This is a genomic window from Bacteroidota bacterium, from assembly GCA_016213405.1.
GTDB lineage: Bacteria > Bacteroidota > Bacteroidia > Palsa-948 > Palsa-948 > Palsa-948.
In genome coordinates this window covers 42,832-64,146 of sequence record JACRAM010000036.1, presented here as the reverse complement: position 1 = coordinate 64,146, position 21,315 = coordinate 42,832, and the positions used below count along the sequence as shown (strand labels likewise).

General features: G+C 40.5%; 27 protein-coding genes. 17 read left to right on the top strand and 10 right to left on the bottom strand.

The annotated features are described in order from the left end of the window. Positions 1–3: 3 nt before the first annotated feature. From HY841_04075 to HY841_04030, 10 genes are all read right to left on the bottom strand, one after another. Positions 4–762 (bottom strand): hypothetical protein, encoded by a 759-nt coding sequence (locus tag HY841_04075; GenBank protein MBI4929916.1) that lies wholly within the window; start codon positions 760–762, stop codon positions 4–6. 32 nt (positions 763–794) lie between these two features. Further along, positions 795–1,784 carry a hypothetical protein gene (locus HY841_04070; protein MBI4929915.1) on the bottom strand — a complete coding sequence of 330 codons (990 nt, stop codon included), beginning with the start codon at positions 1,782–1,784 and terminating at the stop codon, positions 795–797. Between the two features lie 43 nt (positions 1,785–1,827). Then, the gene (locus HY841_04065; GenBank protein ID MBI4929914.1) at positions 1,828–5,313 is read right to left on the bottom strand and encodes a hypothetical protein; all 3,486 of its coding nucleotides are present in this window, start codon (positions 5,311–5,313) and stop codon (positions 1,828–1,830) included. After that, complete coding sequence (locus HY841_04060) at positions 5,300–6,160, bottom strand: hypothetical protein (protein ID MBI4929913.1); 861 nt, start codon at positions 6,158–6,160, stop codon at positions 5,300–5,302. The genes HY841_04065 and HY841_04060 overlap by 14 nt, the downstream gene beginning before the upstream one ends. Positions 6,161–6,194: 34 nt before the next feature. Beyond that, positions 6,195–7,148 carry a hypothetical protein gene (locus HY841_04055; protein ID MBI4929912.1) on the bottom strand — a complete coding sequence of 318 codons (954 nt, stop codon included), beginning with the start codon at positions 7,146–7,148 and terminating at the stop codon, positions 6,195–6,197. Position 7,149: 1 nt separating this feature from the next. Further along, positions 7,150–8,376 carry a protein phosphatase 2C domain-containing protein gene (locus tag HY841_04050; protein MBI4929911.1) on the bottom strand — a complete coding sequence of 409 codons (1,227 nt, stop codon included), beginning with the start codon at positions 8,374–8,376 and terminating at the stop codon, positions 7,150–7,152. 61 nt (positions 8,377–8,437) lie between these two features. Beyond that, complete coding sequence (locus tag HY841_04045; GenBank protein ID MBI4929910.1) at positions 8,438–9,115, bottom strand: VWA domain-containing protein; 678 nt, start codon at positions 9,113–9,115, stop codon at positions 8,438–8,440. Positions 9,116–9,146: 31 nt separating this feature from the next. After that, complete coding sequence (locus HY841_04040; GenBank protein MBI4929909.1) at positions 9,147–9,608, bottom strand: hypothetical protein; 462 nt, start codon at positions 9,606–9,608, stop codon at positions 9,147–9,149. Continuing rightward, complete coding sequence (locus HY841_04035; GenBank protein MBI4929908.1) at positions 9,577–10,002, bottom strand: helix-turn-helix domain-containing protein; 426 nt, start codon at positions 10,000–10,002, stop codon at positions 9,577–9,579. The genes HY841_04040 and HY841_04035 overlap by 32 nt, the downstream gene beginning before the upstream one ends. Positions 10,003–10,012: 10 nt before the next feature. Then, the gene (locus HY841_04030) at positions 10,013–10,552 is read right to left on the bottom strand and encodes a hypothetical protein (GenBank protein ID MBI4929907.1); all 540 of its coding nucleotides are present in this window, start codon (positions 10,550–10,552) and stop codon (positions 10,013–10,015) included. A 207-nt stretch (positions 10,553–10,759) separates the two neighbouring features. Between HY841_04030 and HY841_04025 the strand changes: the two genes are divergently transcribed. From HY841_04025 to HY841_03945, 17 genes are all read left to right on the top strand, one after another. Then, positions 10,760–11,836, top strand: a complete 1,077-nt coding sequence (locus HY841_04025) for an XRE family transcriptional regulator (protein MBI4929906.1) — start codon at positions 10,760–10,762, stop codon at positions 11,834–11,836. A gap of 35 nt (positions 11,837–11,871) precedes the next feature. Continuing rightward, positions 11,872–12,111, top strand: a complete 240-nt coding sequence (locus tag HY841_04020) for a hypothetical protein (protein ID MBI4929905.1) — start codon at positions 11,872–11,874, stop codon at positions 12,109–12,111. Beyond that, entirely contained in the window at positions 12,108–12,500 is a 393-nt protein-coding gene (locus tag HY841_04015; protein ID MBI4929904.1) for a hypothetical protein, read from the top strand. The genes HY841_04020 and HY841_04015 overlap by 4 nt, the downstream gene beginning before the upstream one ends. A gap of 293 nt (positions 12,501–12,793) precedes the next feature. Continuing rightward, positions 12,794–13,351: a hypothetical protein gene (locus tag HY841_04010; GenBank protein MBI4929903.1), complete on the top strand. Its 558-nt coding sequence runs from the start codon at positions 12,794–12,796 to the stop codon at positions 13,349–13,351. Positions 13,352–13,353: 2 nt separating this feature from the next. After that, on the top strand, positions 13,354–13,584 hold the full coding sequence (locus tag HY841_04005) for a hypothetical protein (GenBank protein MBI4929902.1): 231 nt from the start codon (positions 13,354–13,356) through the stop codon (positions 13,582–13,584). Positions 13,585–13,654: 70 nt separating this feature from the next. Then, entirely contained in the window at positions 13,655–13,915 is a 261-nt protein-coding gene (locus HY841_04000; GenBank protein ID MBI4929901.1) for a hypothetical protein, read from the top strand. Positions 13,916–13,991: 76 nt separating this feature from the next. Continuing rightward, entirely contained in the window at positions 13,992–14,537 is a 546-nt protein-coding gene (locus HY841_03995) for a hypothetical protein (protein MBI4929900.1), read from the top strand. Further along, a complete protein-coding gene (locus HY841_03990; protein ID MBI4929899.1) occupies positions 14,527–16,134 on the top strand; it encodes a hypothetical protein in 1,608 nt (535 codons plus the stop codon). The genes HY841_03995 and HY841_03990 overlap by 11 nt, the downstream gene beginning before the upstream one ends. A gap of 82 nt (positions 16,135–16,216) precedes the next feature. Beyond that, positions 16,217–16,876 carry a hypothetical protein gene (locus HY841_03985; protein MBI4929898.1) on the top strand — a complete coding sequence of 220 codons (660 nt, stop codon included), beginning with the start codon at positions 16,217–16,219 and terminating at the stop codon, positions 16,874–16,876. Positions 16,877–17,012: 136 nt separating this feature from the next. Beyond that, positions 17,013–17,744: a hypothetical protein gene (locus HY841_03980; protein MBI4929897.1), complete on the top strand. Its 732-nt coding sequence runs from the start codon at positions 17,013–17,015 to the stop codon at positions 17,742–17,744. A gap of 107 nt (positions 17,745–17,851) precedes the next feature. Next, a complete protein-coding gene (locus tag HY841_03975; protein ID MBI4929896.1) occupies positions 17,852–18,235 on the top strand; it encodes a hypothetical protein in 384 nt (127 codons plus the stop codon). Between the two features lie 11 nt (positions 18,236–18,246). After that, a complete protein-coding gene (locus tag HY841_03970; protein ID MBI4929895.1) occupies positions 18,247–18,816 on the top strand; it encodes a hypothetical protein in 570 nt (189 codons plus the stop codon). Between the two features lie 48 nt (positions 18,817–18,864). Further along, entirely contained in the window at positions 18,865–19,182 is a 318-nt protein-coding gene (locus tag HY841_03965; protein ID MBI4929894.1) for a hypothetical protein, read from the top strand. Between the two features lie 9 nt (positions 19,183–19,191). Beyond that, the gene (locus HY841_03960; protein ID MBI4929893.1) at positions 19,192–20,004 is read left to right on the top strand and encodes a hypothetical protein; all 813 of its coding nucleotides are present in this window, start codon (positions 19,192–19,194) and stop codon (positions 20,002–20,004) included. Between the two features lie 2 nt (positions 20,005–20,006). Beyond that, the gene (locus HY841_03955; protein ID MBI4929892.1) at positions 20,007–20,312 is read left to right on the top strand and encodes a hypothetical protein; all 306 of its coding nucleotides are present in this window, start codon (positions 20,007–20,009) and stop codon (positions 20,310–20,312) included. A 37-nt stretch (positions 20,313–20,349) separates the two neighbouring features. Next, a complete protein-coding gene (locus HY841_03950; GenBank protein ID MBI4929891.1) occupies positions 20,350–20,529 on the top strand; it encodes a hypothetical protein in 180 nt (59 codons plus the stop codon). A 65-nt stretch (positions 20,530–20,594) separates the two neighbouring features. Next, positions 20,595–21,314: a hypothetical protein gene (locus HY841_03945; GenBank protein MBI4929890.1), complete on the top strand. Its 720-nt coding sequence runs from the start codon at positions 20,595–20,597 to the stop codon at positions 21,312–21,314. The last annotated feature ends 1 nt before the right edge of the window (position 21,315 follow it).

Below are 21,315 nucleotides of genomic sequence, written 5' to 3'. Positions count from 1 at the left end.
GTATTAATACGTTCTGTCAGTTACTCGGAGGTCCTCCACTTTATAATCGTTGAACTTATTTGCAGGCAGAAACCCCTTGCTTGAAACAGTTATGTATTTATTATGGTCGAATTCATCTTTTGAAAAAATTGGCGCTTTATTCACTTGACTGTATGTAATGCTCAAACGCGGTTTTGTTTTAACAGATTTTTCATCTGCCGCATCGCTTGGATATTCCTCTCTGTAATAAATTACTAATTGGCGCAGCAAGCCCTCATCGCTTATGTCCATTTCGTATGCTGTGTATGGCAGTTTTTCGTTAAACTCTGCACGGTATATTTTACCGCTTTTTACGTCAGTAGTTTTATAACCCGTGATATAAGAATGCGAAAGTTCATAATTGAATTTCACTATGTCTTTTATTCCTCCTTCGCCTAAGTTATCAGGGTTTTTGACAAGGATAAGTTTCCGGGAGGAATCAACCGTGATTTTGAATTTTTCATTCTGGAGGGTCTCCACTCCCATCAGGAAATTGTGATAACTGTTTTTATTCATGCGGAAATATCCTGTCACCTGCTCGTATGGAACTTCAGTTGTATAATTTTTATAGGACGCATGTGTTACTGTCATTGAAAGAATGGTGTACTTTGAATAAAAACTTTCAAGCAGAGTACTCGCTTTTTCAAATTCATCTCGCGTTATATTTTTCCATGCACGCTCCGGAAAAAAAGACATACAAACTGCCGCAGCAGAAAAAAACAATAAGTATAATAGGCGTTTCATTTTTTTGTTTTTCGTCCCGATAACTATCGAGATTATTTTTTCTTCACGCTTGTTTTTGTTTCTTGTATCGTCATTATTCCGCGTTCAGTTTCTTTTTTGATGCGGGTAAGTTTCCCTTCTTCGTCATATTCGTACATGGTCGCATAATTCCGTTCATCCAATTCCGCAACCAGACGTAAATTAACAGGGTCATATACGTATGATTTCATGCTTCCCTTAAATGGATACACGCGGATGTCGTCAAAGAAGCAGTCCCCTGCACCTGATCCGCAGTCAAGTTTTATTTGGATTTTTACAGCATTAAGTGGAATTTTAAATTTATCTTCCACTTTCTGCCAGCCGTCAATTATTTCTCCTGAGGGTGTAAATGGTCCTAAAGTAGTTGTGCAGGGACTACATGGAGTACTAAGAGGAAATTCCAAAAACAATTGCGGAATTGTGTAAGATGTTTTTATAGGAGGGGCATTTCCTTCTTTCACCCATGCGCTGATAAGATAAGTGCTGTCTTGGAAAGGTGCGAAGGAACCGATGCAGTCTTCACAGGGTATAGTATCGGTTGTCGGACAAATAAAGAACCCTTTTAATTGCAAGAAATTTATTGCAAAATCACATCCATTTGCATTTAATGAAATATAATAAAATCCCGGGTTAGAAGATACCGGAATATTATAGAACTGTGATGGTGTAGTAGAACTAGAAAAAATATCAGAATTGGTGAGTAGAGAACAATTTTTTAAGGAAGTAAATGGTCCATAAAGAGTATATGATAATAAACTTGCACCAGATCCAGAGATTTGAACTTTTATACCTGGTGTACTAGTAGGAACATAATTAAACGAATACCATAACGGAAGCGTACCAGAAGAAGAACATGGTTGGGTAACAGAACTGATTTGGTCAATAAAATCATCTGTACAAAAAGGTATGTTTTCGCTACATATTGTGTTAGGCGCTACTGGTTGTGCATTTATCCAACCGCTACTAATAAAAAAAAGCATTAGTAGAAAAAGATATTTTTTCATGGCATAAATATTATTTCTAAACATGATTTCTTTCTTTTATAATTTATGGTTGAGTGAAAATTTTTGTTGTCTTACATCCCGATGCGTCAAGAACTATTATTTCAACTGTCCAACCCGTTCCAGTAATCGTAAGATTATTCCCATTAGAGTTGACAATCGGATTTCCCTGTATAACATTCCAATCTATCTGGAAAGGAGCAATGCCATTTGACACGTTAATTTCAGAAGTGCTGGTAGAAATAATAGTTTTAGTAATATTAAGAATGCAAGTGTGTGGATTACATACTTCCAGTGTTTTAATCATCGTTGCTGATGAACCATTACTTACTTTGATACTATAACGACCGGTGTGTGACTGTGTGCTTGTAGTATCAGAAATATTCGGAAACTTAAAATGATTATCCGCGCAAGGGCTGAATCCGTAATCTTCAAAGTGGTCAAATCCTATATCTCTGTATTTTGCATTGGCAGCTACAGATGTTGGTAGTGTTTGCCTGTATCCAAATGTTGCGGCAGAGAAACGTCCGAGCGCATCCACATTTTCCAGTTCCTGCCCGAACGGACTGAACTCAGTAACTTCTGAAGTGAATGTCCAGTCCTTTTCATCAATCTGCCACTGGTTGCTGTTCAATCGGTAGTAAGGACGGAAAGAAGTGAATACGCCATCAATGCGGATGTTAGTGTTGTTATCGTAATTGCTTTGCGAGCGGCCAGCAAGATGCAGCAGGGATTTTTTCTTTCTCCAGTTTCCTCTTGTTCCAACTACATAAGGATTAGTGGAAGCAATGATTGGTGGAGAAGGAGGATTGAAACAATCACAGAATGTGCGCCACCTGTCAGTGAACTCAATGGCAGATGCCTGCAACACATTATCAAAAAGATTGTTCTTGAAATTAGTCAGAGGATTAGAAAGCAACGTAGCACTTTCCATTGTGGTGCCTGCCATGTTTTTCCTTCCAGAACGTATCACTTTCACAGTGCCGCTTCCCGAAAAAGCTTGCCCATTTTTTAATAAAACTTTAATGCTGTTTCCCGAAACTTCAACCACCCAAACTTTGGTGTTGCCTACTTTCAGCTCATCTCCCGGAACAAAATACTTGGATGCATTTTGAATGCTTGCTTGTCCTGCACTAAAACTAACAGATGATGTGGTTGTAAATCCAAGATTCCTGTATGACTGCCCCATTCCATCATAATACCAATGCGCAGGATAATTCAAAGTAAATACCTGGTCATTAAAATCAGTAGTGGTTTGGGTGAGTAATATCTCGCCAGTTTCAGAATCGTAAGCGAGATTATTAGTTGAAACTGTTGAGCCCAAATCTTTCGCAATAGTTTCTTCCAGCAAACCAAAACGCTGAATGATTTTGGTAGTGGTTGCACTCCTGAATTGAGTTATCTGCTCAGTGCTGGAAGGCCAGACCATGGGAATAGGAACAGGAACAGGGATAGGAGTAATCATGAAGATATCTACATTAATCATAAGCGTAAAAGAATTTAATTCGGTTCTTTCCTGCCGCATGTCCACAGCCATGTCGAAAAACACCCCTATGGTTGCCGGTTTAACATTTCCTTGCGGATCAATTACGGTTGCCGAATTATCTAGACGGAAACTTCCCACTCCGTACGGAGTTGCCTTGTATTTGTATTCTACAGAACTGATTGCGGTTGTATTATCTTCCTGATAAACGCTCTGCGTCTTTGGCTTTCCGTGCATGTCATTCAACTCAACCGAGAATCCTTGCGTAGCAGTCATATAATCTTTCGCCTTGACCTTAAATAAAGAACTGATGCTGAACTTATCGGTTTTTTCCTGCTTGTGATCCATTCCGGTCATGTTTGGTATGGTAGGAAAATCTTTCGCAGTATAAAATTCGTGAACGACTTTTCCTGTTGCGTGCCGGTTCACGTTTGTGTATTGAAGATTCTGTACGACTACCCTGCTGTATCCCACAGAGGCAGATGGAAAGAACGATTCTCCAAACGGTGTTTCCATGTAATGCTCATCATCGGGAACAAGAAGTTTTTCATCAGAAAACGCTACCGGCATCCGCCATGGATTTTCATCTCCTCCTAATTGCGGTTCATAAGACGCAACTCCGGATGATGTTGTGCCGTCCGGTAATGTGTATTTGTATTCCTGTCCGTACTGGAAGGTTTTCATTTGCGTACCCATATTGTTCCACTCATCGCTCATCTCAATTTTCTTAACACGGCATCCTCCTCCGAATTTTTTCTTGGTCACACAGTTGAGACGAAAGAAAGATTTATTGACAACAATTTCATGGCACTTATTCCCTGACGTTGATGTTGGATCCCACAATGCAAAATTGGGACCTTCAACAGCATCTTTTATGTTTTTTAAAAAATCGGAATTAACAAGTGCATTTAGAAATGATTTTCCTAAAGTTGGATTAGCACCTACACCGGGCTGACTCCACATGAATCTTGACATGTTTAAGCGGCCAAATTGGAGTGCTGCAAGTGTTATGGGATTGAAATCTTGTGCGGCTGCAATTTTGCCCAAATCTTTAGGTACTAATTTCACCCAACCAACTGGAGTTCCGCTTGTATTATCCCATCCGTAACTTTGAATATTCGCATAGCCCGATACATAATCATACATATTCTGATTAATTGGGTCAAAGTGCGCGAGACATCGGAAATATAATTTATCAACTCCTTCAAAGTATTTTCCGATATCTGTTGAGCTTGTAAATCCTGGCTGCAATTCAAAAAATAAATAATAATTTTTATTCACTAAATCATCTAATTGAACCGGATGAGGATTAGTTAAAACAGTACTCAATGTAGGAGTGGATTTAGCATCTATTATTTTAAACATTTGCATAGCAGGTTTGTTTTGTACAAAAGCATAGTCGTCCGCTTCGTAATTGACTTTTATTTTTCCGCCTGATGGAAGAAGAATATCTGTAAGATTCCATGCTGATAAATTTGCATCTGCATTTGCTTGCGCTAATGCTGGGGTTGAAGCAATCTGCTCAACGTATGGGAATTCAGCAGCGTTAAATGCTTGTAAGGGACCTGTCTGCCCATTATTCTGCTTAAAGTTTCCCCATCGATCATACGATTTTATATTATAGGCGGGGTTGTTGCCATTATATTCAAATTCATACGGACTTAACTGCGCTTTTTTAGAATTTTGATAAGTGAAGAAAACTTTTTTCAATGTGAGTTTTCCAGTACCACTATTATTATTAGGAACACCAGGACAAAGTGAATAATCATAATCAAAATGCACTTCTTTGATTGGGACAGCATTTGGATTTTTACGGAACTCACGTAAAGTGAACAGAGATATTTTCCTAAGCAGTTGCATGGGATTCGATGTCGCCACTTTTCCGTTTTCATCATCTACACCAAAACCGTCTTCCCTGTTTTCCTTTTCAAAAACAGCAATGTAATTTTTTGAAACTATAGAATCAACATACCACAATTCCTTTTCACCATAAATATAATTGGCTTTATCGTCCGTTGGGTCGGATTTTAATCCTTCATTGTGTACCAATAAAGATTTTGCCCGGATCCCATGTACTTATTACCTTTTGCATTATTTCTGCTGCTTGAATTATAGTGCTTGCTTTTTTCTTTATAGGAATTCTTTCTTCGTATTTATCAGTCATAAAGTGAAGATGGGTTCCATTGCAATTGTGCAGATGTGCTTTATATAAAATTTCATTTCGATAGGATAAAATAAAAGCAACAGCAGGAAATTTCGGATTGATGTATATGCTTCCACTCGATTCCTTTTTCCAATCCTTAGCAGTTAAATGAATAGCTGCATTTTTATCTAAGGTATTGGAAAGTGAAGTAGAGCAACAAGGACAATATTCTACTTTAAGCGGTTTGTTAATCATAGAGAGTTTTACATTCTTCCCAAGCCATGAAACTTCTTCTATAATATCATCTGTCCATTGGTCCGGTGATCCGGTAAGCAGATGGTATAAACGTTGATATATTATTTTTCCATTAATATCCTGAACAAGAAACCGAACCGAATGAATACTCTTGCGACTGCCATAAATGTTTAATACGGCAATTATTTTAGGACTTGTGGATTTAGCTTCCTGAACTGTTTTTTCCCACTGGTGCTTGTATTTTCTGATTTTGCTCATCCCAAGTTCCAAATGTTTCAATGCATATGCTTTGGGGCGGTGATGCATATCATGTTCCTTGACGCACAACACAGCAAGATTTTCTTCCTCATTGTTGGATGGGTCTTCATCTAAATGATGAAAGTTTATTCCTATGTCGCGTTCTTTGCATACACAGCAAACCCCTAAATTTTTATCTAAAAGTTTTTTCCTCGTTTTTGGCGGGATACGGATTCTTTTCTTTATTTTATTTTTCTTCACGTTTTCAAAAAATAACTTCGAAAGAGATTATATTTTATTTAATCTCTTCTGAGAAGGAACGGTACCAATCTTCTGCTGTTGGTCTATTAGAAGGAGTCGTATCAAATGCCCTCATAAAAAGATTTCTAACTGAAATAGGAAGATGCCAAAACAGGTTATGAGGCGGGGGAACAAAGGTTAAGTGTTCATATTTTTTTCCGTAAATAAAAAGTTCATTTTGTATTTTTTCCTGTAGCGATCCAAGATTAGCGTATTGTCCGTTTGCACTTGCAGCGTAAGGGTGAATGCCTAACAGAATTTGATAAAATGAAACTGCCATAGAAAATCTATCCCAATTCGGTAAAATGCATTCCGTGCAGGGGTTTAATGTTTTGGATTCGGGCGGAGCATTTTCAAGTGTGACCACATCTCCTGGAAATAATCGTACACCTGTAGAAGAAACCTGAAAGGAATCCATATCGATTATCGAAACTTTTCCTTCATCTGTAACAAGAATATTTTGGGGTTTGTAATCGACAAAGACATATTTATTTGTATGGTGAATCATTGCTACCGCATAACAAATATTACAACATAGTTTGTAGAGATTTTTTCTTCCTGTTTGATTTGAACGATCAAACTTAATCCATGCATGTCCATATTTCGAAGGGAACGGTGTCAATGTAAATTCATACAACTTCTCACTTCCACCAAAGGCAAGAGGCATAATAAAACCGATAAAATTCCTATTTGCATCATGAACTATATCTTGGGGCCAGCAAAGAATAAAAAAATCATTTTTCAAATTATCCGGTACATTCCGAATCATATATTCAATCTTTCTCCGTTTTGAATCCGTTCTTTTTTGCTGATAAAATTTTTTTACGCAATGATTTGGATAAATTGAAGAATTAATGATTCTATGGACAGACCCCTCTCCTCCCGAATTTCCTACACGCGCAGAATCGATTTGAATTTGATTATAAGAAGAGGTGTAGAGATATTCCATATTATATCAGTATTCCGAGAATCATGGTTTTATCATCTGGTTCATTTTTTAATCCCTCAATTCCCTCCTCAATAAATTTTTCCCATTTTAAATTAGCATCTCTAACAGCAATATTATTTTGCACCATAGATTTTAAATGAGCCGCAAGCGGATTAAAAAATTTGGGATAGGGCAAATTGGGATCATTCCATTTATTTGTTGTCGCATCCATATTACTGCATTCGAATGCATAAAATTCACAACCATCTGTCATCATGGTAAAAGCTGTTGGTTTTTCAGCAACAACATTGCTTTCGGGAACAGAAACACCTGACATTGTAAAGTTCAAGTCACTCATCCATCTATCTGAAGTAATAAATATTGTTTGATTCGCTTCCTCCCCTTTGTGAGGTTTGATTAAAGATTTCCATTCTCCTTTTTCGTTGCAATAGCCCGCTCTTCCATCGCCAATATGCGACACAAGTAAACCGATAGGAGAATATATAATGACATTTATCGTACACGCCAAAGAATTAAGTTTAATTTTCTTTTCATCAGCCGATTTTTCAAGCGAATTAAAAATTTGTTTAAATCCTTCGCGGGCTGCGGAGCTCCATTCTTCCTGCGAAGGCAAAATATTATTTTTATTCCAGCCGTTTTTAATGACTAACTGTTTAAAAAAAGCCACTCCTATTTCGTTTGAAACATGCTTAGAACCCAATTGCGAATTTTCCGCGCTTCCCGCTCCGTCAGAGCAAATAGCAATGCCCCAATTACTATCAATGCTTTCACAGTAGTGGTTGTCCTGACAAGGAATATTGCTTTTAACATGTGTTTTTCCAATGGATGAAGCGGAAACTACGAACCAAGAATTTTTTTCGGCAGACGTAAAATTATTTGAGAATGATTTTACAGGCGCAATTACTTCTTCCGTTTTAACTGCAGGAGCTATTGATTTCTCTTCTATTTGCGATGAAGAAATTTCTTCGGAAGGAGAAATTATCTTATCAGAATCTGTTACTGGTTTTTGCTTATTCGGCTCTACAGGAAGTTTTTTTTCTTGCTTTTCTTCGGTAACTGGAGCTAGATTTTTCTCAACTTTTTTTATGGATAATTTTTCCGAATCAATGGAGAAAGGTTCAATCGTTTCATTTGCTACATCTGTTTTTTCTTCAAATAAAATTTCTTCCGATTTAGTATTTCGTTTTTTATTTTTGATAACCGGAATAAATAACTTTTTCTTTTTCATAAATTGAACAACCGACTTTAACCATTTTTTTCCCATGACCACTTGTGCATATTTTCATAAATTAAATTGAGAAGCCAATCATCCATTCCGCAGGATTAGGAAGATTTACTTTGTCTCCATCTTTAGAATGAGTTACTGTAGTCATTGACGCACTCAACCATTTAAAAAATTCTGAGAATTTTAATCCTTGAAGTTTTGCGGCTTGCATTGAAGGATCCGAAATATTTTTCAACATATTCATATCAGCGCCCTGAACACCAAGAGCAAAAAAGAAAAATTCACGATTGCTCATGCCGGTTCTAATTTCCCGCGTTAAACCAGAAATATCCTGTCCCTCATCCGGTGCAGCATCCGAAATCAAAATCACCCAAGGTCTATAATAAGGTTGTCCGGTTTTCTTATACCAGTTTTTACGACTTTGAACTACTTTAATTCCTTCTCTTACGCCATCAACCAATTTTGTTGTTCCCTTTGTGGTAAGCGTAGGCATTCTGAATTTTGAAGCCAAGCTTGGTTCAATTAAGGTTTTAACTTCATCGCTAAATTCTATTACCGCTACCTCAAGGCGGTTAGCAGTAGTTGAATCTGTTTGAATATCCTTATAAAATTCCCGAAGCCCTTCATTTAATTCTCTGATAGGTGCTCCTTCCATAGAACCCGAAACATCAAGAACAAGAGCGCAGCAACATTTTTGTTCATAGTTATCGGGTGATTCGGCTGTAAAATCGTGAAGTGACATAGTGAATAGTGTTATTTTTTTAGTTTATTTTTTATACCTCCGTAGACATTTTAACAGGAAGAATTGTCCCTTCCAAAAAAGTTCCTGCAAGTTTTGAATAAATTATCCCGCGCGCTGTTGAATACGCAAGTCCCTTAACCACCGCTGCAAATTCTGATTTAACAAGAACTTTTTCTGTTTCTTTTGAAGTAAACTTTTGCAGATCAGGGTAACTAAAATAATTATCAATTTCAAATTTTGCTCCTGCATTTAATTCGTGTTCGTTTTTCATTACAATGATATTTGCATTTATAATAACACGAATAAATTGTTTTTCAAGATTATATAAATCAACTGCCTTAAATAAAAAATTTAATTTAAAATCATCTCCTCTCTGCAATGGGGTTTTGGTTGAATTATTTATTTCAGCTTTTAAAATCTGAACGTTGAGATATTCTATTTTGTCTGTTTCTATATTTATATTATCCATGTTTTTTAAAATTTTTGATTTCAATATTTATATCGAAAGATTTGGGTTCAGAAGAAACGTAGGATACTCTCAGGGGAGAGTACGGTTCAACTTTTTGTTTTTCCCGTACCCAATTCCATTCAGGTGATTTTTTTTGTTCTAATAATGCTGCAACTTTATCGGGTGTTGTCAAAATAGTTTCACATAAAATATTTTCCAATCGCACAACAGTATTTAATTCTAAATTTCCTCCAGGAATAAGCATTTGGCTTACTGCTGCAGGACTAATTTTGAGCATATCCGCTAATGCCTTCTGAGTAATCCCACGCTGGTCAAGGATGGAATGAACCTGAGAAATTATCTCAAGAGATTTCACCATCAATGCCCTTTCTTTGGGAGAGATGCGGGATACTTCTTCATCATGAAATTTACTTGGCATAAATTGCTTTTTAGTTATAAAAAATTATTTCTTCTTCACCTGTTTCGTTTATTATTTCTTTTCCTTCAATTCGAATTTCCTTTCTTGCAATTAAATCGTCAATCAATTTTGCAATCGTTTGAGCAAACCTGAAATGCCCAGAAACATTTGGGCAATTCAAAGCTTGGTCTCTTGTTTTTACTCCACCATTTAATAATACAACTACTTCATTCGATAACCTTATGCAGTATAACCGAAGTTCCGAATGCATTACTATTTCAATGTCTAAAATATTTTTTGCACTCTTTCTCGGAGGCGGCAGAGCATCTGCTTTATCTTCGAACCTGAACAAATATGGTTCAGCACCTCGGTAATGATATCCTATTGCATCAATAACTTTCAAAATAATTTTGTATTCTGAATGATGTGAATGTGCCGGGTCGCGATATATCTTATAAAATTTATCCGCTTCATTTGATTCATCTTTTTGTTCATCTTTAATTAACCGCACAGTATAATACTTCACATACTCATATTCCTTAAAGCCCTCCAGTATAGCAAAGATATTCATTTATAGATTAACTTATATTATTATTTAAAATTAAAATTTAACAAATTTTAAGCATAATTGTACAAATGTATTAATTTTTTGATTCAATAATTAACTTAAAGATTAATTTTTTGTGAGTGTTTTTATCAATCAAAATAATTTTGTCATTTATATTGTCAGTATTACAAATAATACTTCCTTTGCATTTACAAACACGAACCGCTCACTATGCCGCCCGAAATACAAATCAACCCCAAGATGGTTGTCCTTGCAAGAGAATCAAGAGGTATCTCTCAAAAAGATATTGCCGAAAAACTCGGCACCTCTCCTACGTTCATCTGCAAAGTTGAAACAGACAGCAGAACCTTATCCGAAGAAACGTTGGGCAAAATGAGCAAACTCTTAAAATATCCTGCCGATTTCTTTTATCAGGAAGGCGAAGCATACATTCCTATGAGTTTGAACTACCGCAAGCGCGACCACGTATCAGCAAAAGTTCTTGTTCCGCTCGAAGCGCAGATCAATCTTTACCGTTTGCATATCGAAAGCATATCTGAAAAACTAAAACTCAAAGAAGTCAATGTGCCTGTTCTGGATTTAAAGAAGCACGAAACTACCGAGCAAGTCGCAAAACAACTCCGCAAGTTTTGGAAGATGCCCAAGGGTCCCGTGGAAAACCTGACCGAATTGCTTGAGGAGAACGGGATCATAGTCATTTCATTCGATTTTGGCACAGAACGTGTGGACAGCAGGACGATTTTCACAAAAGACAAACTTCCGGTAATCTGCGTGAACAAACTTCATCTTGCAGACAGGCAGCGGTTCAGTTTAGCATATGAACTTGGGCATTTGGTAATGCATACCGGCACAATGCCCTCGTTTGACAGGGATATATCACACGAAGCGAATATGTTCGCTGCCGGGTTCCTGCTTCCTGAAAGCGAGATTAAAAAAGACCTTTCCCGACAAGGTCGGGATCCGTCCTCTGGCGGAGAAAAAGATATAACTGTCCCTCTTCTCGGGGAACTAAAGCGCAAATGGAAAGTGTCCATGCAGTCGCTTTTATTCAGGGCTGCGGACTTGGGATTTCTTACGGATAACCAGAAACGATATTTGCTTCAGCAGTTCAATCAAATGCAGATTCGCAGGCGCGAACCTCCTGAACTGGATTTCCCGCAGGAGAAACCAAAACTTATGAGAGACTTAATCACAAAATATAAAAACGCTCATAAATTCTCCGTCAAGGAAATGGCAGCATCCCTGCACCTTGGAGAAGAAGATTTCATGAGTCGGTATGGAGAATGAAAAATAATGTCTAACTATATAATCTATGAAATGCAATGAATCAATCAAAAACAACAAGGGCAGAGATCAAGCCCTACAGCAAAAAAGAATTAGCCATCCTGTATGAAGTAAGCCCGCGCTGTTTCTTCACCATGATCGAACCGTTCGAACCGCTGATCGGCAAAAAACGCGGCTGGTATTACAATGTGAACCAGGTAAAAATCATTTTTGAAAAACTCGGCTATCCGAATGTGTTTCTTAAAGACGAATACAAACCCGAAAAATCCGCAGCATGAGTACAATTATCAAACCCAAACTCACTACAGAAGAATTGCTGAAAATTTCTTCGGAGTTTGCAGATAAAATTTCTCTGAGCGAGAATAAACGCACATCTTTCGTCAAATGGAATCAATCATTGGAAGCAAAACTGCAAACCATGTTTGTTCCGTATTTTACACGAAAAGACAACACGCGTTACGATTATCTGGTCGAAAATATGACACAGTTCGGTTATGCGCTCAAAAGAAAATATAAAACGCTCAGTACTCCGGAAAAGAATTTGCAGAAAAAATACTGGAGATTCATTGCTGAAAAGGTAAAAAACGAAGCGTTGGAATTGAAAGATAGTTACCTGCGAAATTCTGTTAACTATTTTGACTGGAGAGTAAAGCAGATTACAGATTAAATCTGCATCCCTGCTCCATCCTGCATGCATGGCTGCTCCATGCATGCGCCATCACTGCTGCATGCTGGCTGCATCACTGTTGCATGACTGTCGCATTCGGTATTGCTTGAGGCATGGCTGATTTTGTCCTAGAGTAAATACTTCCTGAAAGTTCCCCATCCTTTAGAAAAGTGCGATTGTAGTTAAGATGCTCAAAGATAGTTTGAGATGATACTGAATTCGGAAAGCATGCCGCTCCGCTGTCGCACCTTTGTATCGTGAAATCAAAAAACAATTATAAAAAACAATTTATCATGAGTACACATGCAACCGTGGCAATGCCACACGAAAAAAAACCAGCGAAGATTATTCCCATCAACGCCCAGGTAAAAGAAAAGAAAATGCTGATCGAAATGTCATGGCTGGCCGCCAAAAGCGCATTTTGGAACAACGAACAATTCTCTGAAAAGGAAGAACAAGAGTTCCGAAGGTTAATTTCCGCGCACTTCGAGAGAAATCCGAACTACCGCCAGCAATTCAAAGACATCATTGAACGCATCTGCCTTGCCAAGCGGTATATCTCCAGAAAATTCGGAAGGTATGTCCCCAAGCCAAGCGACTGGCTGAACATCCATTTCAAATACGGATTTGCTGGAACCGCCAAATGGCTGGAAGAAGTAAAAGAGCAGCGCAGGACGGTTCCTCATTATAATAAAGGAACCGCCACGCTTGCGGAAGGGATGCTCAAATTCCTCGACACCGCAGACAATTACGTGGTCCGCAGGTACTGCATGCGCCTGATCGAACAAAAACAATTCGACCTTTTGCAGATTTTTTCAAACACATTATTCAACTATCAATACCAACTCTAATCATGACACAAACTACAGAAAACCCCAGCAGCGACAAAAGACCAACGATTGAGATTCGTCCTTACACCAAGAAAGAACTCTGTGAACTGTATAAAATTTCTCCTGCAACGCTCCGCACCTGGCTGCTTGATTACGACACGCTTTTCAAAAACAAATGGAAGAAACTTTTTAACGTGAACGAAGTGGAGTTCATCTTCCAAACGTTTGGAATCCCCAAAAAAATCTCTGTCTGAAAAAGTTTCCAAACCCAAAAAATCCCGTGAAATATTTTTTCAACCCTGCTCATCACCGAGAACCCGGAAAGTGAGAACTAAAATCGCCAGACCTTTGTGCTTGAATCAGGACAAGAACCGCTTTAGACGCAAACAAAAAATGGAAGTGAAAACAAATCATCCCACCAATACCGACAGCTCCAGCATTTTTCTCACCGGAGCCATCCTCTTCGCCAACCTCGATTACTCGGGGCTGGCGGAGTATGCGATGAAAGCGGCAGTCGGTGGAATCATATGGATGGTTTTTAAACTCACAACCGATTTCATCAGCGGAAGAATAAAAAGAAAGTAAATGAATAAAGATTTAAACGCACAATAAATCCGTCTGAACCCGAAAATAATCTGTTTGAATCTGTATTTATGAAATAATGGGACTGTTTAAAAAAATATTAGTCGGAGCAAGCATCGGTGGAGGGCTCATCGCGGGCGCGTCTTACGCACTGCGATTGAGAAGAACCGGCAAGGAACTGGAAACAGTAACCACTGTAATGGTTCACAAACTCGACCTTAAGAACGTGACGCTGCGGGTAGATTCCACCCTGAAAAATCCCACCGGCACAGGGCTGAAGATCAAGTATCCGTTCGTGAAACTGATTTATCAGGATGCCGTCATCGGCACCTCGCAGGTCGTCAACAGGGACATCGATGTCCCTCCTTACGGAGAAGCAAGGATCGGGAAAATAATGATCCAAGTTCCTCTGCTCGGAATTTTCTCCATCGGTGCTGCACTGGCTCAGTCTCTTGTAAGCGGGGATGCGGTGAAGATGGAGGTGAATACCATCTCCAGCGTTGACCCCAACTGGAAAGTAAACAAGCAGGGAATATGGAAAAGGATCATTCCGTGGATTAAAAAATGGTTTCCCTACAGCAAAAAGGAAACGGTCACTCTCAAAAAGCAAGCGCATGCAGGCTAAGAAAGAAAGATACATATGCGAGGGAAAGGAATATGACAAACTGTTTCCCAAGCCCAACCTCACCGAGAAAACGGTGAAGCGCGGAGCGACTGTTGACGATACGGTGAAGTTCATTCCGAAAGTCGTGCAGGAAACAAAATGGCAGACAGAAAAAATTGCAGAGCAACTAAAAGGAGAAACAGTTTATGAAACATGCCGGAATATATGGGAGTTCATCTACACGCACGTCCGCTATCACAAGAACGAAGCCGGGCTGGAACAGGTCCGTTCTCCCGCGCGGTTATGGCATGACCGATTTCGCGGGGTGGATTGCGATTGTTACACAGTCACCATCTGCGGATTGCTGCTCAACTGCGATGTGGATATCGGCAGCATTGTACTGCGGATAACGAAGTACAAAAACAACTACTTCCAGCACATCTATCCGGTGGTGCGGACAGAAAATCCCGCTGATAGCGGAACAGGATTCAACTACATCACGCTCGACTGCGTGGTGGACAAATTCGATTACGAAGAACCATACACAGAAAAACAAGACACAAAAATGGACTTACACTACTTAGACGGATTCAGCGAGACCCAGTTGCAAGAACCCTACGATGGGGACGACTTTGACGGACTCGGAAAAAAGGGGAAAGCAAAAGGGAAGGGAAAAGGATTTTTCAAAAAAGTCCTTCACGCCACCAATAAACTTAATCCCGCAACCGTCATGCTTCGCAACGGGATACTCGCTTCGATGAAACTCAACATTTTCAAAATCGCACAGCGCATCAAGTGGGCATATGCCAGCGAAGCGGAACTGCAGAAACAGGGCGGAGACATCAGTAAATGGAAAAAACTCGTAACGATAAAAGACAAACTGGAAAAGATTTTCTACGGTGCAGGCGGAAAACAGGAAAACCTCAAGAAAGCAATCCTCACAGGAAAAGGAAACAAGAATAAAGAAGTGGCGGGGTTGTTCGGATATATGCCGGAAGGGACGGTGTTCGAGATGAACGAACGCACTCCTCTTCCCCAGCTTATCGGAGAAGACATCTATACATCCGAAAACGTGGAAGGCATGGAAGGGTTTGAGGGCTTCGGTGAACTCGGAGAACCTGTGACGGCTGCTACAATCGCTTCTGCCACAGGAGTGCTCGCTGCTATTGCGGGGCTTCTCAAAGGCATCGGAAATATTTTTCCGAAAAAAGAAAAAGGCTCGGAAGATTTTGAGAACACAGAAAAAGAAGATGCTGCTGTAGCAGAACAGGCGCAACATCTTCCCGCTTCAAAATCAGATGATACCGCTCTGACTATCGAAGAAGATGGAACTGATTCTTCAACCAACAAAAAAGAAGTTGCAAAAACAGACGGGAGCGGAGAAGATTCGGGCGATGGAAGCAAACCAAAAGGATTCTGGGCAAACAATAAAAAATGGCTCAAGCCAACGCTGTGGGGAATCGGGGGAGTCATCGGTCTGAGCCTGCTCTATGCCGGGTACCGCTACGTGACCAAACCAAAAAAAAATACTTCCCCGCAGCCCGCACTTTCAGGATTGAAGGGAAAGAAAAAGAAACATGACAGTAAGGACAAAAAGAAAAATGTGGAACTCGTTTGAGGAATGAAGTAGACAATAAACAGTAGACAGTAAAAAAATAAAAATATAAAAAAATTAAAATCAAAATTAAAAACCAAGCGACATGGAAAAATCAACCAACACATACGAAAAAGAAGCAAAGAAGAAAAAACTGCTTGGAGGCATCACCAAAGACCTCGAGACAAAAGGTGATTTGAAAAACACCGCGATTGAAACGGTGAAAGATGTTGTGGTCGGTGCGCTCGGTGGTGGAGTCGTGGGAGCGGCGCTCGGCAGGGCATCCCTCGCAGTCGGAGCGGTGATCACGGGCATAGGTCATTATACCAAAAGCCGTCTCGCTTCCATCTTCGGTCTCGGCATGATGGCTTCCGGCACGTATCAGAAACCGGGCGTGAACGGCACGGAGGATAAACAGGATTTGCTCGAAGGCGCGAAAGAGCGCGTGCTTTCCTTCAAAGAAAACATTCAGCAAAAATTATGGCTGGATAAAGTGTTGAAGGGGAAGAAAAAGGAAGAAAAGAATGATGAGAAAAAAGAAGGCACAAACGGTGTGGGCGAAGTGCAGTATTTCATTCATCCCTCGGAAGAGAAAAAAGTACTCGAAGGAGCAGATGAAAAAGAACCCGACATGAGCGCAATGGACACTATCGAAAAACTTGTTGCGAAAAGCGGAGAGGAGTTCATTCAAAAACAGGAAATGAAAGGTTCTCCTGATTCCGATTCAGAAATGGGAGCGTTGGATCCAACTGAAAGGAACTACTGAAAAGAAGTAGGCAGTAAGCAGTAGGCAAAAGAAATCCAAGAAAATACGGCAAACAATTAATCTGCGAAGGCAAATTCAGCGTAAGCCTTGACTAAAAAGAAAAAAATAAAACAATAACAACTAAAAACCAACAACCATGTTAGAACAATTAGAAGCAACTGAACAGTACACCAATCAGGGAGCCTTGATTGGACTGGACGGAGACAACGATGAACTTCTCGGTGAAGTTCTTGGCGCACTCCGCAAAATGAACCCGCTGCAACGGCAGCGCACCGTGAACAAACTCGCGGCACTTCCTCCTGCGAGCCGCGGCTCACGCGCTGAAATGGAAAAACATTTTTCCGAACTGCCAAAGCACATTCAGGAAGGGCTGCGAAAAGGAGAACTGCGCCTCGCGGACACGGTGATCTACTCCATCAAACCCGTGACGAGCAAAACCATCAAGATGTTTGAAACGCAGGACGACAAGCAAACGGGCTTGAGGAACATCTCCAACGCGAAACTCCCGAAGAACCAAGCGATGCTGGTGAGCGGAATCATTTTGCTGGCAGGAGTTTCTGCGGATGCAACCCCCGACAAAATGATGGCTGCACCTTATGACCTCATCGAGATGTTTCCAGCGATTGCCAACGGGGAATTCGGACTCAAGGCGAATAAAAAGCAATTGATCCCCGATGGAACCAGCAATGAAGTTTTCAAAACCCGCAACTTCCACAGCGTGACTTCAGGGTATTACAAACTCGCCAACCCGCGCCTGATTCACGATGACATCCTGGTGGAGCTTACGCTCGAACTCGGAACGATGGACGGAATCGCAGCAAACACAAATGTGTGGGCAGGACTGCACGGAACGATGACGACTCCGTAAGGAGATGGGCAGACAGGCAGAAGGCAGTAAGCAAAAAATAAAATTGCAACTGCTTCTGCCGCTCCCAATTTTTAAAATCAAAACCAAGAACCAAGAAAGAAAAAACTATGAGCAAGATTGTACATAAACGATTTGACCTCGATGTCACGCAGGAGAATAAAACGTTCTCCAAAACTTTTGAATTAGACAAAGACATTACCACGGTCAAAGGCGTGGGAATTTCCAGCAGCCGCGATGATTTGCTTTACGCACGGGGCGAACAGCGTATTGAAATCAACCGCGAGGAATTTTTTCCCGATAACTACGAGAGCAAACGCCTGATGGCGGGAGTCAACTCGGATGTGAATGCAAGGTATTATGATTTGGGCGATGTGTCTTCTGGCAACAAAAGCATCAAAGTGGATTTCAAGGATGTGCCCAACGAACTCACCTTCTTCCGGCCCTACCGCGTGTCGTATTATTTCCTCTGTGAAAAAACAGAAATGCAATAAATAACTCTGCGGTGAAAGAAAAAGTAATCATACATACGGTGCCCGTGACGAAGAAAGGAGAAATAAATTCTTTTCAGATAAAACTTCCTTCCGATGCAAAAAAAATTATCGGCATCGAGTCTACGGTGAAAGGCATCGAAGGATTAGCAGGAGCGCCTGCCGGAAGAGCCGTTGTAACGCCTGGTTTTCCCCTGCCGGGTTCGGCAATAGCGATAGCGGGAGTACCCTTTGCAGGAATAGACCCACCCTTCGCGGCAGTAGCTCCTTCAGGAGGGCTTTTCTTCCGCCACACTCCGATTGCCGGGGAACTGAGGCTGCAAAGCCACGGTCCCTCGAATTTATTCTACTCCACCGATGTGAAACTCACGGATGCGAATGCAGGCTACGGAGATTTCTCTCAAACCGGTTTTTGGAGACCGCAGGTTTTTACGCACGGAGAAAAATTCCTCGAAGACCTCGTTCTGGTGGATGATAATTCCTACGTGCTGAGCGGAACGTACCGCGATAGGTTCGGAGAAGAGCGGGGACATGATTTTAATTACAGGGTGAATGTGTATGTATGGTACGCGATTGAAAAGTAAGCAGTAGGCAATTGGCAATAGGCAAAAAGAAAAAATACAAAAAAGAAAATGACAATCGAAATCGCACTCGAATACATCATCCCCCAGCGGATGGAAGAACTGGGAATCGGAAAAAACTATGTGCCGCGAATAGAACACCTCGCTCTTCAGCCATTGGAAACGAAAATCATTTCTGCCTACAACCAGTTCTACTTTCTCGGTGAAGATGCAGACGATGTGAGCGTTTCTTCCGAGACAGGTGTATTTGACCTTAGCTTTCAGAACGCGAACAAAATGCAGTACGAGCATCAGGGAGAAATCATCGTTAAAAACTATTCATCCACGATCAATCACCTGCGATTCATACAGGTGATACCGAAAAAATAATTGAGAAAAATGGAAAAACCATACGAGAAAATAGAAAAGTACGATCCCATCAAACTGGAAAAAATAAAACAGTTCCTCGAAGGCAAAGCCATCAAAGGAAGCCCGCGCTACTATGAAATCCATGTGGACAATCTCAAAGTGGTGGAAAAGACCAACAGCCTCGATGATTTTGACACCTATGAAGAATACCTCTATGACGATGTGAAGGAAGTCGTGGTTCAGATATACACCACTTCCGCAAAATCTCCCCGCCCGTTGAGCCGCCATGTTTTTTTGCTTGAAGAAGAAAAAAAAGAAGAGCCGAAGAAAGCGGAACTCTTAAGTGGAACAGAGGACATTAAAACACAAATCACCGAGCAGGTAACCGTGGCAAAAGAACGATGGGATGCCGAACTAGTAAAAAAAGAACTCGAAACCGCGAACCAAAAATTACAGCAAGCGGAAAACTATATAGAAATTCTCACCAGGCAGCTGGAAGAAAAAGGGAAAGGCGATGATATGAAGGATTTGGGAAATACCCTGATCAAAGAGGTGCTTCCTCACTTTCTCGGGAATAAATCTTCAGACGGAAAAACACTCTCGGGTTCAGAAGAGAAAAAAGGAGAAACCACCTTTCAGAAAAAAACTGCTGAGACAAATAATACGCTTTCCGAAGAAGACAAACGCCACCTCGAATTTATCCGCGCACTGGAAGATCAGTTCGATGAAGAACAGATGGCAGCCGTTCTCGACATCGTGAATGCGCTGGGGGAGAATACAGAGAACATCAAAACGGTTGCTTCTATGCTGAACCTAAAACAAGAATCCCAACAACAAAAATAATCATGAAAAAATTCTATTACGATTTATCCTTTGAAGCACAGTCGGAGAAAGAGGCAGAGATGAAAGTGTTTTCTCTCGAACAGCTTCTTCCCAAATGCATCGCAGATTTAAAAACAAACGGGTTGAAGGATCAACCACTTCCACTTCAAAATGTACGAAGTTCAACTAAAGAAGAAATACAACTTATGTGTTTTGCGCGAAAAATTGAAACGGTAGGAAAAATACTTCAGCACATGACGCAGGACGCTGACAGCATAGATGCGATAGCGGATTTGCTTGGACTGCATGACAAACCAAAAGAAGAATAAGTCTTTTTCAAATATCCAACCGATTAAAAATCATTTTATGAAAAAATTTAACTACGACCTAACCATCGAAGCGTCTGCCGAATCGGAAGCCGATTCCAAAATGAAATCGCTTGCTGTGCTTTCTTCCAAACTCAGCGCAAAGGAACTGCAAAAATTATCCGAGGTGGTGAGCAATCCCATCAAGCTGGCTATTGCAAAACAAAAGTTGGGAGTATAAAAAGCCCATCCCCAACTGACCTGCGGTCGCAACCTACGGTTGTCCAAGGGAAGGGAGAAAAAAAAATGAATGCGACAAAACAAATAAGAGAAAATAGTTCCCTCCCCAATGGGGAGGGCGAGGGTGGGGCATCATTTACGCTCAAAGAAAAAATCCTCTACGGATTGGGAAGCATAGTTGTGCTGACAGGAAGTTTTTTTCTCGGAAGGCATATCGTGCGAAAAGGCATTGCTAACAAAGAAGAAAATAAAACGTTGGAAGAAAATACGCCCGCGACATGGGCGAAGCAGGTCAAAATGGCATTTGAAAATGACGGATGGCCTGGAACAGACACAGAAAAACTCCGAAAGGCATTGAGGGAAATTCCGAGCAAAGAAGAAATGAACAAAGTGGCGAAGTCCTATAAAAAATTGTACAACTCTAATTTGTTCAATGACATGAGCGATGAACTGCAAAGCACCCAGTACAATGAAATGCTTTCCATCATCGCCAGCAAGCCGGAGAAGAAAGGAGGAAAACCTGTCGATTCCGGCAAGCAGTACGAAGAATGGGCGAAGCGGCTCAAGTCTGCTTTTGATAAAACGTATGGTCCCTTCCCCGGTACGGATGAAGATGCCGTCAAAGCGGTGTTCACAGAAATTCCTTCGCAGGCTGCTTTTCTTGAAACAGCAAAAGCCTACTGGAAACTTTATAACAGCAATATGCTGGATGATCTGAAAGGCGAACTCGAAGCGTGGGAATATCTCCCATATATAAAAATTATCGCTTCAAAACCAAAAGCATGAA

What these genes read in the sequence shown, in the direction of transcription:
- HY841_04075 (MBI4929916.1), bottom strand. Translation starts at nt 762, where the DNA reads ATGAAACGCCTATTATACTTATTGTTTTTTTCTGCTGCGGCAGTTTGT.
- HY841_04070 (MBI4929915.1), bottom strand. Translation starts at nt 1,784, where the DNA reads ATGAAAAAATATCTTTTTCTACTAATGCTTTTTTTTATTAGTAGCGGT.
- HY841_04055 (MBI4929912.1), bottom strand. Translation starts at nt 7,148, where the DNA reads ATGGAATATCTCTACACCTCTTCTTATAATCAAATTCAAATCGATTCT.
- HY841_04050 (MBI4929911.1), bottom strand. Translation starts at nt 8,376, where the DNA reads ATGAAAAAGAAAAAGTTATTTATTCCGGTTATCAAAAATAAAAAACGA.
- HY841_04045 (MBI4929910.1), bottom strand. Translation starts at nt 9,115, where the DNA reads ATGTCACTTCACGATTTTACAGCCGAATCACCCGATAACTATGAACAA.
- HY841_04035 (MBI4929908.1), bottom strand. Translation starts at nt 10,002, where the DNA reads ATGCCAAGTAAATTTCATGATGAAGAAGTATCCCGCATCTCTCCCAAA.
- HY841_04030 (MBI4929907.1), bottom strand. Translation starts at nt 10,552, where the DNA reads ATGAATATCTTTGCTATACTGGAGGGCTTTAAGGAATATGAGTATGTG.
- HY841_04025 (MBI4929906.1), top strand. Translation starts at nt 10,760, where the DNA reads ATGCCGCCCGAAATACAAATCAACCCCAAGATGGTTGTCCTTGCAAGA.
- HY841_04020 (MBI4929905.1), top strand. Translation starts at nt 11,872, where the DNA reads ATGAATCAATCAAAAACAACAAGGGCAGAGATCAAGCCCTACAGCAAA.
- HY841_04015 (MBI4929904.1), top strand. Translation starts at nt 12,108, where the DNA reads ATGAGTACAATTATCAAACCCAAACTCACTACAGAAGAATTGCTGAAA.
- HY841_04010 (MBI4929903.1), top strand. Translation starts at nt 12,794, where the DNA reads ATGAGTACACATGCAACCGTGGCAATGCCACACGAAAAAAAACCAGCG.
- HY841_04005 (MBI4929902.1), top strand. Translation starts at nt 13,354, where the DNA reads ATGACACAAACTACAGAAAACCCCAGCAGCGACAAAAGACCAACGATT.
- HY841_03995 (MBI4929900.1), top strand. Translation starts at nt 13,992, where the DNA reads ATGGGACTGTTTAAAAAAATATTAGTCGGAGCAAGCATCGGTGGAGGG.
- HY841_03990 (MBI4929899.1), top strand. Translation starts at nt 14,527, where the DNA reads ATGCAGGCTAAGAAAGAAAGATACATATGCGAGGGAAAGGAATATGAC.
- HY841_03985 (MBI4929898.1), top strand. Translation starts at nt 16,217, where the DNA reads ATGGAAAAATCAACCAACACATACGAAAAAGAAGCAAAGAAGAAAAAA.
- HY841_03980 (MBI4929897.1), top strand. Translation starts at nt 17,013, where the DNA reads ATGTTAGAACAATTAGAAGCAACTGAACAGTACACCAATCAGGGAGCC.
- HY841_03975 (MBI4929896.1), top strand. Translation starts at nt 17,852, where the DNA reads ATGAGCAAGATTGTACATAAACGATTTGACCTCGATGTCACGCAGGAG.
- HY841_03965 (MBI4929894.1), top strand. Translation starts at nt 18,865, where the DNA reads ATGACAATCGAAATCGCACTCGAATACATCATCCCCCAGCGGATGGAA.
- HY841_03960 (MBI4929893.1), top strand. Translation starts at nt 19,192, where the DNA reads ATGGAAAAACCATACGAGAAAATAGAAAAGTACGATCCCATCAAACTG.
- HY841_03955 (MBI4929892.1), top strand. Translation starts at nt 20,007, where the DNA reads ATGAAAAAATTCTATTACGATTTATCCTTTGAAGCACAGTCGGAGAAA.
- HY841_03950 (MBI4929891.1), top strand. Translation starts at nt 20,350, where the DNA reads ATGAAAAAATTTAACTACGACCTAACCATCGAAGCGTCTGCCGAATCG.
- HY841_03945 (MBI4929890.1), top strand. Translation starts at nt 20,595, where the DNA reads ATGAATGCGACAAAACAAATAAGAGAAAATAGTTCCCTCCCCAATGGG.